The sequence below is a fragment of the Curtobacterium sp. MCLR17_058 genome (assembly GCF_003234705.2).
GTDB classification, from domain to species: domain Bacteria; phylum Actinomycetota; class Actinomycetes; order Actinomycetales; family Microbacteriaceae; genus Curtobacterium; species Curtobacterium flaccumfaciens.
In genome coordinates this window covers 408,331-422,255 of record NZ_CP126262.1, presented here as the reverse complement: position 1 = coordinate 422,255, position 13,925 = coordinate 408,331, and the positions used below count along the sequence as shown (strand labels likewise).

The following is a 13,925-nucleotide window of genomic DNA, read 5'->3' as shown; positions in this document are numbered from 1 at the left end:
CCCGGGGCTGCGCACGGGGCGGCTCAACCCGCGGTGACGCCGTCGAGGTGCCGGTCGAGCACGTCGATCGCCCAGTCGCCGGACTCCCCCGGAGCCAGTCGGACGACCTGCATCGCGAGCCCGTCCAGGAGCGCGTGCAGACGGCAGGCCTCGTACTCCCGGTCGTCCGCCGGCACGCCGAGCAACCGGAGGACCTCCTCGCACCACGTCCGCATCGCCGCGACGGTCCGGTCGAGCGTCGGCCGGAGCCCGACGTCGGTGAGCGCGGCGTTGCCGAGTGCCAGGTAGACCTCGAGCTCGACGACCCGCTCCTCGTCGAGGGGCAGCAGCTCGAGCACGATCCGGCGTGCGCGTCGGGCCGGCGTGAGGTCGTCGGGGATGGCGTCGATGCGCTCGCGGATCTGGTCGAACACGAGCGTGATGGTGTGCTCGCGGACGCTCGCCTGGGTCGGGAACGTGTAGCGGACCGTGCTCGGCGGCAGTCCGGCCTCGGCGGCGACGTTCCGCACGCTCAACGCTCCGAGCCCGTCGCGCACGAGGACCCGGCACGCCGCCTCGGACACGGTGCGGCGCCGTTCGTCGACGTCCATGCTCCTGGCCACGACGCCATACTCGCACAGTCGTACGAACTCGTGCTACCGTCGAGGTCGTTGTCGCACAGTCGTACGACAACGAGAACGAACGACTCCCGCAGGAAAGGACATCGTCATGGCATGGGCAATCCTCGTGCTCAGCGGCGTGCTCGAGGCCGTCTGGGCCACCGCCCTCAGCGCCTCGAACGGCTTCAAGAAGGTCGTCCCCACGATCGTGTTCGTCGCCGGGATGGCGCTGAGCATGGTGGGGCTGGCCTTCGCGATGAAGAGCATCCCGGTCGGCACCGCCTACGCCGTCTGGGTCGGCATCGGGGCGTCCCTGACCGTGGTCGTCGCGATCCTCCGTCGACAGGAGGCCGCGTCCTTCGCCCGCCTCGCCCTGGTCTTCGGCCTGGTGGCGTGCGTCATCGGCCTCAAGGTGGTGAGCTGACGTGGCCTGGATCGTCCTGTTCGTCAGCGCCGCGCTCGAGACCGTCTGGGCGACCGCCCTCGGCGAGAGCGACGGTTTCACCGAGCTCCGCCCGACGGTCGTGTTCGCCGTCACGATCGTGATCAGCCTGGTCGCCTTCGGCTACGTCTTGAAGCACATCCCGATCAGCACGGCGTACGCGGTGTGGACCGGGACCGGCGCCGCCCTCACCGTGCTCTGGGGCATGGCCACCGGCGCGGAGCCCGTCACCGTCCTGCGCCTGCTGTTCATCGCCGGCATCGTCGGGTGCGTCGTGGGCCTCAAGCTCGTGCCGGCCCGCCCCGTCGCCGACCTCACGCGCTGAGCGACAGCTCACGCACCAGCGATCCCGTGAGGTGTCGCTGACCCCGTGAGGCGAGTGCGGTCCGAGCACGCGCGCCGAGACGGACGGGAGGCCCGGTGCCAGCTGGCACCGGGCCTCCCGTCCGATCTGGGGTCGCGCCCACCGCGCATGGTGAGCAGCAATGGTCGGGTCACCTCGCGGGACCCGACCGTTCCTGCTCACGAAGCGAGCGCTGGGAGCGCTGGGAGCGTCAGACGGACGCGCCCGTCCACTCGTCCTCGGCGGCGACGTGGTCGCTGCCGACCGTGCCGGCCGCCATCGCGGCAGCAGCACGTGCCGCGTGCGACGGCGGGTCCGACGGGACATCGGCGGGGCGACCCTCGTCGTTCAGCTTGCGCAGTTCCGGCACGATGTCCGTGGCCAGGACGTCGATCTGCTCGAGCACCGTCTTGAGCGGCAGGCCGGCGTGGTCGATGAGGAACAGCTGGCGCTGGTAGTGGCCGACGTGGTCCTTCATCGCGGCGTACCGGTCGATGACCTGCTGCGGCGAACCGACGGTGAGCGGGGTCTGGGCGGTGAAGTCCTCCATCGAGGGGCCGTGACCGTAGACCGGGGCGTTGTCGAAGTAGGGCCGGAACTCGTTGATCGCGTCCTGCGAGTTCTTCCGCGCGAAGAACTGCCCACCGAGCCCGACGATCGCCTGGTCGGCGCGGCCGTGCCCGTAGTGCTCGAAGCGCTGGCGGTACAGGCCGACCATCTGCTCGGTGTGCTGGATCGGCCAGAAGATGTTGTTGTGGAAGAACCCGTCACCGTAGTAGGCCGCCTGCTCGGCGATCTCCGGCGTGCGGATCGAGCCGTGCCAGACGAACGGCGGGACACCGTCGAGCGGACGCGGGGTCGAGGTGAAGCCCTGCAGCGGCGTGCGGAACTTGCCCTGCCAGTTGACGACGTCGTTCTCCCAGAGCTGGCGGACGAGCGCGTAGTTCTCGATCGCCAGGTTGACGCCCTGGCGGATGTCCTGCCCGAACCACGGGTAGACGGGGCCGGTGTTGCCGCGGCCCATCATCAGGTCCATGCGGCCGTCGGACACGACCTGGAGCATCGCGTACTCCTCGGCGATGCGCACCGGGTCGTTCGTGGTGATCAGGGTCGTCGACGTGGACAGGGTGATGTCCTTCGTCTTCGCCGCCAGGTAGGCGAGCAGCGTGGTCGGCGACGAGGCCACGAACGGCGGGTTGTGGTGCTCACCGGTCGCGAAGACGTCGAGCCCGGCCTGGTCGGCGTGCTCGGCGATCGTCAGGATGTCGCGGACGCGCCGGGTGTCGTCCGGCGTGGTGCCGGTCGTGGGGTCGGTCGTGACGTCACTGACCGTGAAGATGCCGAACTGCATGATGCGCCGCCTTTCGCGATATCGATGCGTTTGCATCGACTTGCTGGGTACAACGTAGCGCACGGCGTGGCATTCCCGCCAGGCTCGCGCCCGTCGGGCGGGCGGCCTGGAGGCCCGGCTCGACTCCCCGGGTCAGCGGGCGGTCGGCAGCGTGGCCGGGTCAGGGGGCGAGCGTGGCCGGGTCGGTGCGCGCGGCGTGGTGCATCCCGTCGAGGAACCACACGACGGTCACGACCGCCAGGACGCTCGCGCTGGACGCCAACCGCCCCGCCACCAGGATCGCGGCGTGGTCGTACGCGCCGTCACCGGTCAGGCCGACCACGAGCGCCGCGACACCGATCACCAGCGTGAGCCCGGTCGCGACGAGGAGCACGACGCTCACCACCCGCCGCGGCCCCCGCCGACCGTCACGGTCGCCCCGGAGCCCGCGGTCGACCCGGGGTCCGACCGCGCGGACGATCCCGAGCCAGAACATCGCGATCGCGCAGGCGCCGATGATGTCGCTGACGCGGTGCCAGCCGTAGACCACGGTCTGGTTCGCCACGAAGACCGCGTACCCGACGCCGACGATGGTCACCAGCGGGCGGAACCGACGAGGCGTGACCATCAGGACCGCGAAGAGCGCCGCCAGTGCGATCGTCGCGTGTCCGGACGGGAACGAGTTCGGCGTCGTCGACTGAGCGATCTCAGGGCGCACGGCGATACGCTTGACGAGCGTCGAGGTGGCCGCCGACGCGAGCACCACGACCCCCGCGCCGAGTCCCACCGAGAGCCGCCGTCTGGCGAACGCCACGGCGACGATCACGACGACGAGCAACAGGATCACCGGCACCGAGATGACGTTGAGCGCAGTGTCCGAGCTGAACAGGTCGGACTCCCGGACCCCGCCGAGCGCGGCGTCCTCCGCTTTCTGACCGACCGGGGTCAGCACCGCGACCCCGTAGACGAGAGGCACGATCACGAACCCCAGAGCCGCCAGCGCAGCCCACCGCCCCCGCCGCGAGACCCACGGTCCGCGCGACTCGGATGCACTGCGCTCGGGTGTCAAGGTCACCGGGCTGGTCCTCCTGGGAGTGGTCGTCGTCGGGCTCGTCGCACGACTGGCGGCGGCGCTGCGATTGGGTCGGTCGGGGTCCGACACGATACCGTTGGAGCACCGGCCGGAGGCTGGGAACCGCACCCCCGTCGGCCGTGCACTGCGCGCTGACACGAGGGGATCGGTGATCCCCGCCGGGCCGTCGCACCACGCGGGACCGACGCACGTCGCGTCGGCAGTGTACGAGGAGGAAACCGAAGTGGCCATCAAGGAACCGGGCATCATCGCCTCGCCGAACCGGGGTCTCGCACTCACGGCCGGCGGCGTCCTCGCACTCTGGGGCGTCCTGGGCTTCTTCTTCGCCGCCGACGGCGACCCGGGCTTCTTCAACCGCCAGGGCGGCATGCTGTGGAACGCGTTCGGCGTGAACCCGGCGCTCTGCCTGGTGTGGGTGCTGCTCGCCGCGGTGCTGCTCATCACCGGCCTCGGCAACACCGTCGGTTCGCGCAACGGCAACCTGCTCGTCGGGGTCCTGCTCGTCCTCTTCGCGGTGTACGGCTTCGTCTTCGTCGACACCTCGGCCAACGTCTTCGCGCTGAACACCACGGACAACGTGTTCCACGCGATCGTCGGTGTGCTCCTGCTGCTCACCGCGCTCGGCGCCGACAAGGAGAACCTCCGCGCACTGCGTGCGGCGCGCGCCTGACGCTCCCGCTCGACTGCACTCCCGACGCCCGTCTGCCGCTCCGGCAGGCGGGCGTCGTCGTGTGCGGGGGGGGGGGGGGGGGGGGCGGGGTGGTCCGGCGGCGGTGTCGTGCGGCGGGGGTGTCGTGCGGTCACGACTCCCCGCTCAGGTGCGTCGGCCGGTCACGAACTGTCGGATGCGGAGTGTCCAGGCGACGACGAGTGACCGCTCGGCGCAGGACCGACGGGGAGTCGTGACCGCTCGGCAGCGTGCGTCCGGGCATGCAACCGCGCGTGCCCGGCGGCGTGTGGCCGAAGCGGACCCAACGGGTCAGTCGGACGCGTCAGTCGGCGTCGGAGTCGGCATCGGAGTCGGCGTCCGGCTGCTTCTTCGGGGCCTCGAGCTCGGTGGCGACGATGCGGGGCGCCTCGGACATGAAGCGCCGGACGTCCAGGTCGACGATGATGTCCTGCGGCCGGAGCGGCCGGGTGAGGAACAGCCCCTCGAGCGAGGTCAGCCGCGACAGCGCCACGTACGTCTGGCCCGCGCTGAACACCCGGTTGCCGAGGTCGACCACGGCCCGGTCGTAGGTGCTGCCCTGCGACTTGTGGATGGTCACGGCCCAGGCGAGCCGGAGCGGGAACTGCTGGAACTCCCCGACGGTGTCCTTCTTGAGTTCCTTCTTGTCCGCGTCGTACGAGTACTTGAACTTCTCCCACACCGACGGCTGGACCTCGAACGACTCACCGTCGACGTCGACCCACACCGTGTCGCGGATGGCCGTCACGATGCCCAGGGTGCCGTTCACCCAGCGCTGGTCGGCGTCGTTGCGCAGGAACATCACGTGCGCGCCGGGCTTCAGCTCGAGGGCTTCGTCGGCCGGGAAGTTCCGTCCACCGAAGTCGCCGTTCACGTCGGCCTTGGCGGTCTTCACCTTGCCGGGCAGCCGCTCGAGGGCAGCCTTGTTGATCCGGGCGACCGTGTCGTTGCGAGTCGCCAGGGTGATGGCGTCGTCCGGGGCCGGGCGGGCCCCCGCGGTGTTCAGCTGCTCGGCGATGTCCGCGGTGACCCGGCCGTGCCGGACGGCGGTGAGCATCGCGGCGAAGGCGTCGTCGCGCTGCCGGTGCACCGTGGCGAGCTCGATGATGTTGAGCTCGGCCTCGAGCCACACCTTGGCGTCGAAGAACCACATCGACCGGTAGTGGTCGGTGAAGTAGGCGCGCTCGTCGGCGTCGCCGGGCACCGGGGGCAGCTGGTACGGGTCGCCGAACATCACGACCTGCACGCCGCCGAACGCCTCGAACTGCCGTCCACGGGCCTTGCGGAGCGACCGGTCCATGCCGTCGAGCAGGTCGGCGTTGACCATCGAGACCTCGTCGATGACCAGGGTGTCGATCGTGTTGAGCAGCTTGCGGGTGTCCGGGCCCTGCCGCAGCTCGGCGTCCGCGATGAGTCCGATCGGCAGCCGGAACAGCGAGTGGATCGTCTGGCCGCCGACGTTGAGCGCGGCGACCCCCGTTGGGGCGCAGATGACGACCTGCTTCTCGGTGTTCCACGACAGGTGGTTGAGCAGCGTGGACTTGCCTGTGCCGGCCCGGCCGGTGATGAACACGTGGTCTCGGGTGTGCTCGATGTACTCGAAGACGGCGCGCTGTTCTTCGCTGAGCTCGATGCTCATCGGGCGTCCGCCCCGGGCGAGGGTTCGAGGTCGTCGCTGCCGTCGTCGAAGTCCAGGTCGTCCTGGTCAACCTGGGAAGCGGGCTCGGCGGCAGCGGTCGGACCGGCCACAGCTGCGTCGCCGGCAGCAACTGCGTCAACGGCGTGGGCCGGGTCTCCCCCGTCACGCCGCAGCCGCACGAGCACCACCACGACCACGGTCACCAGGAGCAGCACCCCGGCGACGATCAGCACGAGCCCGGCCCGGGCCTGGTCGACGAGCGGATCCGGCCCCCACGTCCGGCCCATCGCACCGAACCACGATGCCTGCAGCAGCCCGAGCGGCCCGCGCATCGCGATCCCGAGCGAGACGGTGCCCGCCGCGATCACCAGCGCCCCGACGATCCGGACGACGGCGGCAGCCGTGGTCGGGCGGCGGTGCCCGGCGGGGATCGGTGTGCAGAGCGTCGGGACGGCCAGCAGCCCGACCAGCAGGAACACGGCGTCGCTGACGGTACGACCGGTGGGGTCGCTCACGGACCACCGGACGGCATCGGTGGCGAAGAAGGCCCACCACAGGGCTGCCGCGAGCAGGAACGCGGGGAACGGCTGGGCCAGGTACCGCACGGAGGGGTGCTCGACGATGACGTCGGTCCACTCACGCACCCCCGTGCTGTCGTCGTTCCGGGGGTGCACGGCGGCGCGGATCAGCGCGACGGGTGCCGCCGCCCACACCAGGGCGGGGACCACCAGGCCGAGCAGCACGTGGGCGCCGACGTTCGCCGAGACCAGGAACCGGTCGTACTGGTGCAGCGAGCCCGAGGTCGCGACCACCAGGGACACGACCGCCAGGGCCGCGGCGATCGAGCGACGCGCCGGCCACCGCACGCCGCCCCTCCGCAGTCGCACGACGCCGGCCAAGTAGGTCGCAGCGAGCAGGACGGCGGCCATCAGCCAGAACAGGTCGATGTTCCACTGGGTCAGCCAGCCCCACGCCCCGGGCGCGTGCGGCAGCAGGTCGTCGGTCAGGAGCTCCGCCGGGCTCGGGTCGGTGGTCTTGCTCAGGGCGATCTGGTCGACCGGGGTGGCGGTCCGTCCGAGTGCCGCGGCGAACCCCGACGCCACACCCATCACCGCGAGTTCGACGACGATGAGGGTCCAGAAGGGCCGCTGTCGACCGGGCGAGGTGGTCAGCGCACGGATGGCTCGACGGCGCTGCACCGCGCCGAGGACCCCGATGGCGACGATCGCGCCGATCTTCACCAGGACGAGCGTGCCGTACGGGGTGAACAGGTTCGACAGCGCCCCGACGCGGATCTGCGCCGACGCGGTGCCCGAGACGGCGACGAGCACGAAGCAGCCGAGGGCGATGCTCGAGTACCGGGCCACGACCACGGGCAGCCGGTCGCCGGGCAGCACCCCGCGCAGCAGCACGAGCATGACGAGCCCACCGACCCACAGCGCCGCACCGACCAGGTGCAGCCCCAGTGCCGTCACGGCGGCGTCGTGGCTGGCGGTGCCGGCGGCGTGGCCCTGCTGCGCGAGCGGGATGAGGCCGATCATCGAGACGCCGGCGGTCAGGGCGACCATGCCCCGCGAACGGACGGCGAAGCAGAGCACCGTGACGGCCGCGGCGACGAGGACGGTCACGAGCCAGGCGAGCCCGAGCTCGGTGCCGGTGAGGAAGACCCCCATCGACTGCCCGAACTGCTCGTCGATGCTGATGCGCGAACCGGCGACGCTGAGGAACGTGCAGAACGTGGCGACGGCCGACGCGACCGTCCAGACACCACTGGCCCCGGCGGCGACGTCGATCGCGCGGTTCCACTCGGGGCCGGAGCGCGAGAGGCCGACGGTCGCCAGCGCGAGCCCACCGATCGTGGCGGCCGCGGACAGGTCGACGACGAGCCGGGCGATCGGCAGCCCGAAGCGGACGACGGGCCCCGGGTCGGCGATGAGTGCGGGGTTCGCGCCCCCACCGATGACGAGTGCCGTGAGCAGCGCCACGAACCCGACGAGCAGGAGCACGGCGGGACCGGCGATGCGCGCGATCCGATTCACCCGTCAAGCCTAGGCGGTGCCCACCCGGCCGACGGACGGGGCGGGCCGATCTGTGCAAACCGGCTCGGGCCTCCAGGCCAGGACCCGCGCACCACGCGCCCGCGCGCCCCGGGAACGACGAAAGGGACGGCCGAAGCCGTCCCTCCCGATGCGCGGAACAGTCTTACTTGACCGCAGCCTTGAGCTTCGAGCCGGCGCTGACCTTGACCGAGTCGCTCGCGGCGATCTCGATGGCGTCACCCGTCTGCGGGTTGCGGCCGGTGCGGGCGGCGCGGTGCGTCTTCTCGAAGGCGATCCAACCGGGGATCGTGACCTTCGTGCCGTCGGCGACGGACGACGAGACGACGCTGAAGAGCGCGTCGACGACGCCGTTGACGGTGGCCTGGCTCTGGCCGGACTCAGCGGCGACGGCAGCGACGAGCTCGGTGCGGTTCAGTGACTTGTCAGCCATGGATGTCCTCCTCGGACTTCTTGCAGTATCGGTCGGACGCACGTGTCGTCCGGCGCCCGGAGCGGTTGCCCCGTGCCACGGTGCCAGTGGGCCGAGGGCCCGGCGGAACCGGAGTTGAACCTACCAGCCGCCGGGGGTGAAAACCGCCGACTCGCCCGGATTTCCGGGGTTGTCGGGGCTCCGAGGGGGTGCTGGAGGGGCAGATGTGACGAATGACGGCTCGCATGTACCCCGTACACAGCGAACGCCCCGCCACCAGGAGGTGACGGGGCGTCGTGTACTGCGAGTGCTTACCAGGAGCTCTTCGTGATGCCGGGGAGCTCGCCGCGGTGGGCCATGTCACGGAAACGGACACGGCTGATGCCGAACTCACCGAGGTGGCCACGGGGGCGGCCGTCGATGGCGTCGCGGTTGCGGTAGCGGATGGGCGATGCGTCGCGGGGCAGCTTCTGCAGGCCCACGCGGGCGGCCTCACGCGACTCGTCGGTGCCGTTCGGGTCCACGAGGGCCTTCTTCAGCTCGAGACGACGCTCGGCGTAGCGCGCGATGATGACGGCACGCTGGTTGTTCTTCGCGATCTTGCTCTTCTTCGCCATGCTTAGCGCTCCTCACGGAAGTCGACGTGCTTGCGGATCACCGGGTCGTACTTCTTCAGCACGAGTCGGTCGGGGTTGTTCCGACGGTTCTTCTTGGTCACGTAGGTGAACCCGGTGCCCGCCGTCGAGCGGAGCTTGATGATCGGACGGATGTCCTGACCCTTTTTCGCCATCAGATCTTCTCCCCACGGGCGAGGAGATCCTTGACGACGGACTCGATGCCACGTGCGTCGATCACCTTGATGCCCTTCGCGCTGAGCGTGAGCGTGACGTTACGACGAAGCGAGGGCACGTAGTACGTCTTCTTCTGCACGTTCGGGTCGAAGCGACGCTTCGTCCGGCGGTGCGAGTGCGAGATGTTGTGACCGAAGCCGGGAACGGCGCCGGTCACCTGGCACACTGCTGCCATGGTTTCCTCCTGAGTACCGTGCGACCGGACGGCCGCACCCAAGTTCACTTGCCTGGTGCACACGCGCAGTGCCACCGGGGTGGCCGTGCGAGGGGGTTGTGTGCACCGCCCAGGTCCGCTTCCCCTGTCGAAGGAGAGCCGGACACCGCGCGACCGCGGCGTTCGCGACGGTCGGAGGGCTTGGAACAACGGGTCCGCCGCGCGGACGCGGAGAACCAGGGGTCCACGTTACGCGAGGACCGGGCGTGTCGCAAGCCGCGCCTCCAGGCCTGGAGGCCCGTGGCGGCCGACCGCCCCGCTCACGTGGCCCCGTTGGTCACCCCACGGCGTTCGAGTGTGCAGAAGACGCCGGGTGCCGGAGGCGGACCCGACGTCTTCTGCTCACTCGACGGCGACGAGCCTACGGCGCCTGCGTCGGCTTGGGCGCGAGCGCCTGCACCATCAGCTCCCCGAGCTGCTGCGGCGCCGTGAACATCGGCCAGTGGCCGGTCTCGAGCCCGACGATGGAGAGCTCCTCGGTCGCGACGAGCTCCGCCGCCCAGGCCTGGTGGTCCGCCACCATCGCCAGCAGCTCGGCGGCGGGGATCTCGCAGGTGATGATCGTCGCGGGGATCGTGTGCCGTTCCGGGTCGGCGTAGTGGAAGCGGTCCGACGGCACCGAGGCGGGCTCGGGGATCGCCCGGTGCTCGACGTCATGCCGGATCTCGGGCGTCATGCCCCGGACGGTGGCGGGTTCCCAGATGTCCCACGACGGCAGCGGTACGACCCCGTCGACCACGGGCAGCTCGTCGTTGACGCACCCGCCCTCGGGCCCCGGGAACGTGTCGACGTAGAGCAGGTGCGCGACGAGCGACGGGCGCTGGTCGGCTGCCATGTACGCGATCGGCCCGGCACCCGAGTGTCCGGCGAGCACGACGGGTTCGTCGGCGGACGCGACGTCGTCCAGGATCGCGACCAACGCGGCGACCTGCTCGTCGAGCGTGTCGCCGTCGCGCGTGACGGCCTGCACCGAGTGCCCGGCTTCCCGGAGCACGGGGGCGACGTCGTCCCATGCGCTCGCGTCGAGCCAGAACCCGGGGACCAGGATGACGTGCATGCGGGGCAGGTTACTCGTCGGTGGCGGCGGTCGCGCGGGCTGCCGTGCAGACGGCGCACTCGCCGAAGATGTCGACGACGTGGCTGGCGTTGGTGAACCCGTTGGCGGCGGCGACGTCCTGCGCCCACTGCTCCACCGGGTCCGCCTCGATCTCGACGGTCCGGCCGCAGTTCCGGCAGATCAGGTGGTGGTGGTGCGCGTCCGTCGTGCACGCCCGGTACAGCGATTCGCCGTCCTGCTGCAGCGAGTCGGCGTCGCCCTCGGTGGCCAGGTCGGCGAGCGCCCGGTAGACGGTGGCCAGACCGATGGTCGATCCCTCGTCCCGCAGGTGCTGGTGCAGCGCCTGCGCACTGACGAACCCCTCGGTCGAGTCGAGGGCTCCGCGCACCGCTTCGCGCTGCCACGTGTTCCGCTTGGTCTTCTGCACGGCGTTCATGCTGACACCTCTTCCTTCCGACCGGCTGTCGACGTCGTCCCGGCCTGGAGGCCCGGCTCGCCCCGGCCACGCTGGCTCCGGCCGGCGACGCGGTTGCGTCCCCGCTTGTCGCGTCGCGACCCGATGATCCGGCAGACCACCCAGATCGCGAACGAGATGGTCGTCACGTACGGGCTGATCGGCAGGCCGCCGCCCAGTGCGAGCAGGATGCCACCGACGACCGACGTCACCGCGAACACCGTCGACAGCACCGGCACGACGACCGGGTGCGAGCTGAGGCGCAGGGCAGCGGCCGCCGGGGTGACGAGCAGGGAGAGCACGAGCAACGCTCCGACGATCTGCACCGACACGGCGGTGGCCAGCCCGAGCACGAGCATGAACACGATCGCGAGGGTCCGCACCGGGATCCCCGCGGCCGCAGCCACGTCGGGATCGACCGAGGCGAACATCAGCGGGCGCCAGATGACGAGCAGCGTCGCCACGACGATCGCGGCGACCACGATCAGGAACGTCAGCTGCGGGTTGTCGACCGAGACGATCTGCCCGGTGAGCAGCCCGAACTTGTTGGCGGCCCGGCCCTTGTAGAGCGCCAGGCAGAGGATGCCGAGCCCGAGCCCGAACGGCATGAGGACGGCGATGATCGAGTTTCGTTCCCGGGCACGCGACCCGAGGAGACCGATGAGCAGGGCGGCGATGACCGACCCGACGAGCGATCCGGACACCACGTTCACCCCGAGCAGCAGCGAGGCGCTGGCCCCGGCGAACGAGAGCTCCGAGATGCCGTGCACGGCGAACGGCATGTTCCGGGCGACGACGAACGGGCCGATGAGGCCGCCGACGATGCCGAGCACCGCGCCGGCCCAGATCGAGTTCTGCACGAGCACGAGGAGCTCGCCGTAGTCCTGGAACGAGAAGACGGTCGACAGCAGGTCCATCAGATCCGCCCTTCGTCGGGCTGGTCGGCGTGCGGGTCGACCTCGCCCGGGTGGTGCTCGTGGGCCTCGTTGGCCCCGACGATGACGATGCGTCCCATGGTGCGGACGACGTCGACGGGCGTGCCGTACAGGTCGCTGAGCACGTCGGCACGCAAGACCTCGTCTGGTGAACCGATCCGGAACCGACCGCCGGCGATGTAGAGGACCCGGTCGACGACGTCGAGGATCGGGTTGACGTCGTGCGTCACGAAGAGCACGGCGGCCTCGCGCTGTCGGCGCTCACGGTCGATGAGCTCGGTGATCCCGCGCTGGTGCCGCAGGTCGAGCGAGATGAGGGGTTCGTCGCACAGCAGCAGGGCGGGGTCGGCGGCGATGGCCTGCCCGACGCGGGTGCGCTGCTGCTCGCCGCCGGAGAGCTCGGCGACGGGGGCGTCCGCGAAGGCGGTGGCGCCGACCTCGTCGAGGACCCGGTCGATGCGCATCCGGTCGGCCTTCGACGCCCGTCGGATCCCCCACCGGTGCCCGGTCACGCCCTGGGCGATCATGTCCCGCGCGCGCAGGGGCGTCCCCGCCTCCATCAGGCGCTGCTGCGGGATGTAGCCGATCTTCCGGTGGCCGCGGTGCACCGGCTGCCCGAGGAACGACATCGTGCCGCTCGTGAGCCGCTGCTGCCCGAGGACGGTGCGGAGCAGTGAGGTCTTGCCGGCGCCGTTCGGGCCGAGGACCGCGACGAACTCCCCCGGCGCGAGGTCGAGGTCGAGGCCTGCCCAGAGCTTCCGGGCGCCGTAGGACAACCCGGCGTCGCGGAGCGCGAGGACCGGACGAGCCGCAGCCCGGTCGTCCACCGTGGTGGTCGCCGGGCTGGGGGTCGCCGCTGCTGCGGTCGAGGTCGTCACTTCTGGAGCGCTGCCTTCACCGCGTCGATGTTCGCCTGCTGCCACGAGACGTAATCCTGCCCCTTGGGGAGCGTCTCCGTGACACCGACGACGGGGATGTCGTTCTGCTCGGCCGCCTTCTGGACCTGCTCGGTCTCGGGGCTGGACGCCTGGTTGTTGTAGGCGAGGAGCTGCACGCGCTTGCCGGTGAACAGCGCGAGGGTGTCGCGGAGGGCCGCCGGCGGGACGTCGTCGCCTTCCTCGATTGCCTCGGAGAAGTCCGGCGGGGTCTCGTTCTCGAGCCCCATCGCGTCGAACAGGTACCCGGGCACCGGCTCCGTGTACGCCACCTTGTCGCCGGAGTCCTGCTTCTTGACGGCGTCGGTCTGGGACTCGAGGTCCTCGAGCTTGGTGGTGAGCGTGGCGGCGTTCTTCTCGAAGGCGTCCTTGCCGCTCTCGTCGAGCGCGCTGAGGTCCTTCGTGACCGCCTCGACCAGCTTCACCATCGTCGGGTAGCTGTAGAAGACGTGCTCGTTGAACTCGGCGCTGCCGCCCTTGTCGAGCCCGGAGAGCTTCACGACGTTGATCGTGTCCGCCTTGGTGTCCGAGGCGTTCGCGAGCGTCGTCATGAAGTCGTCGTAGCCGCCACCGTTCTCGATGAGCAGGTCGGCCTTGGAGACGGAGAGCTGCGTGCGGGCGCTCGACTCGAACGAGTGCGGGTCCTGCGACGGGTCGCTCAGGATGCTCGTCACGGTGACGGCGTCGCCACCGATGGTCTTGACGATCGAGCCGTAGACGTTGGTGGAGGCGACGACGTTGATCGTGCCGTCACCGCTGGCCTCCCCCGAGGCGGACGAGGTGGCGCACCCGGTCAGGGCGAGCGCGGCGGCGCCGGCGACGAGCGGGAGGGCGAGGAGGCGGTTGTGCATGGCACGACGCTAACGCCTACTGATA

The 13,925-nt window shown here is 70.6% G+C and carries 17 protein-coding genes; 3 read left to right on the top strand and 14 right to left on the bottom strand.

Annotated features, from left to right (window positions below):
* Window positions 1-23: 23 nt before the first annotated feature.
* A complete protein-coding gene (locus DEJ11_RS02130) occupies window positions 24-602 on the bottom strand; it encodes a TetR/AcrR family transcriptional regulator (RefSeq protein WP_258375520.1) in 579 nt (192 codons plus the stop codon).
* Window positions 603-708: 106 nt separating this feature from the next.
* On the opposite strand from DEJ11_RS02130, the gene DEJ11_RS02125 reads away from it, so the two are divergent.
* Together DEJ11_RS02125 and DEJ11_RS02120 are read left to right on the top strand one after the other, a co-directional pair.
* A complete protein-coding gene (locus DEJ11_RS02125; RefSeq protein WP_027464946.1) occupies window positions 709-1,023 on the top strand; it encodes a DMT family transporter in 315 nt (104 codons plus the stop codon).
* Between the two features lies 1 nt (window position 1,024).
* Window positions 1,025-1,366: a DMT family transporter gene (locus DEJ11_RS02120; protein WP_111046227.1), complete on the top strand. Its 342-nt coding sequence runs from the start codon at window positions 1,025-1,027 to the stop codon at window positions 1,364-1,366.
* A gap of 229 nt (window positions 1,367-1,595) precedes the next feature.
* Here the strand turns inward: DEJ11_RS02120 and DEJ11_RS02115 are convergent, their stop codons facing one another.
* Together DEJ11_RS02115 and DEJ11_RS02110 are read right to left on the bottom strand one after the other, a co-directional pair.
* Window positions 1,596-2,735 carry a CE1758 family FMN-dependent luciferase-like monooxygenase gene (locus tag DEJ11_RS02115; protein WP_111104709.1) on the bottom strand — a complete coding sequence of 380 codons (1,140 nt, stop codon included), beginning with the start codon at window positions 2,733-2,735 and terminating at the stop codon, window positions 1,596-1,598.
* 160 nt (window positions 2,736-2,895) lie between these two features.
* Complete coding sequence (locus tag DEJ11_RS02110; RefSeq protein WP_259488178.1) at window positions 2,896-3,690, bottom strand: phosphatase PAP2 family protein; 795 nt, start codon at window positions 3,688-3,690, stop codon at window positions 2,896-2,898.
* Between the two features lie 340 nt (window positions 3,691-4,030).
* On the opposite strand from DEJ11_RS02110, the gene DEJ11_RS02105 reads away from it, so the two are divergent.
* On the top strand, window positions 4,031-4,477 hold the full coding sequence (locus tag DEJ11_RS02105; RefSeq protein ID WP_171907796.1) for a DUF4383 domain-containing protein: 447 nt from the start codon (window positions 4,031-4,033) through the stop codon (window positions 4,475-4,477).
* A gap of 322 nt (window positions 4,478-4,799) precedes the next feature.
* Here the strand turns inward: DEJ11_RS02105 and DEJ11_RS02100 are convergent, their stop codons facing one another.
* From DEJ11_RS02100 to DEJ11_RS02050, 11 genes are all read right to left on the bottom strand, one after another.
* The gene (locus DEJ11_RS02100) at window positions 4,800-6,134 is read right to left on the bottom strand and encodes an ATP-dependent DNA helicase (protein ID WP_111104978.1); all 1,335 of its coding nucleotides are present in this window, start codon (window positions 6,132-6,134) and stop codon (window positions 4,800-4,802) included.
* Window positions 6,131-8,173 carry a bifunctional copper resistance protein CopD/cytochrome c oxidase assembly protein gene (locus DEJ11_RS02095; RefSeq protein WP_111104980.1) on the bottom strand — a complete coding sequence of 681 codons (2,043 nt, stop codon included), beginning with the start codon at window positions 8,171-8,173 and terminating at the stop codon, window positions 6,131-6,133. The genes DEJ11_RS02100 and DEJ11_RS02095 overlap by 4 nt, the downstream gene beginning before the upstream one ends.
* A gap of 163 nt (window positions 8,174-8,336) precedes the next feature.
* Entirely contained in the window at window positions 8,337-8,624 is a 288-nt protein-coding gene (locus DEJ11_RS02090; protein ID WP_017886454.1) for an HU family DNA-binding protein, read from the bottom strand.
* 290 nt (window positions 8,625-8,914) lie between these two features.
* On the bottom strand, window positions 8,915-9,220 hold the full coding sequence (rpsN, locus tag DEJ11_RS02085; protein WP_017886455.1) for a 30S ribosomal protein S14: 306 nt from the start codon (window positions 9,218-9,220) through the stop codon (window positions 8,915-8,917).
* A 2-nt stretch (window positions 9,221-9,222) separates the two neighbouring features.
* Window positions 9,223-9,393, bottom strand: a complete 171-nt coding sequence (rpmG, locus tag DEJ11_RS02080) for a 50S ribosomal protein L33 (protein WP_017886456.1) — start codon at window positions 9,391-9,393, stop codon at window positions 9,223-9,225.
* Entirely contained in the window at window positions 9,393-9,629 is a 237-nt protein-coding gene (rpmB, locus tag DEJ11_RS02075) for a 50S ribosomal protein L28 (protein WP_027464952.1), read from the bottom strand. The genes rpmG and rpmB overlap by 1 nt, the downstream gene beginning before the upstream one ends.
* 400 nt (window positions 9,630-10,029) lie before the next feature.
* Window positions 10,030-10,725 (bottom strand): alpha/beta fold hydrolase, encoded by a 696-nt coding sequence (locus tag DEJ11_RS02070; protein WP_111104982.1) that lies wholly within the window; start codon window positions 10,723-10,725, stop codon window positions 10,030-10,032.
* A 10-nt stretch (window positions 10,726-10,735) separates the two neighbouring features.
* Window positions 10,736-11,161, bottom strand: a complete 426-nt coding sequence (locus tag DEJ11_RS02065) for a Fur family transcriptional regulator (protein WP_027464954.1) — start codon at window positions 11,159-11,161, stop codon at window positions 10,736-10,738.
* Entirely contained in the window at window positions 11,158-12,096 is a 939-nt protein-coding gene (locus tag DEJ11_RS02060) for a metal ABC transporter permease (RefSeq protein WP_111104984.1), read from the bottom strand. Before DEJ11_RS02060 ends, DEJ11_RS02065 begins: the two co-directional genes overlap by 4 nt.
* Window positions 12,096-12,941: a metal ABC transporter ATP-binding protein gene (locus tag DEJ11_RS02055; protein WP_051596603.1), complete on the bottom strand. Its 846-nt coding sequence runs from the start codon at window positions 12,939-12,941 to the stop codon at window positions 12,096-12,098. The genes DEJ11_RS02060 and DEJ11_RS02055 overlap by 1 nt, the downstream gene beginning before the upstream one ends.
* A gap of 47 nt (window positions 12,942-12,988) precedes the next feature.
* A complete protein-coding gene (locus tag DEJ11_RS02050; RefSeq protein WP_071404907.1) occupies window positions 12,989-13,900 on the bottom strand; it encodes a metal ABC transporter solute-binding protein, Zn/Mn family in 912 nt (303 codons plus the stop codon).
* Window positions 13,901-13,925 lie beyond the last annotated feature (25 nt).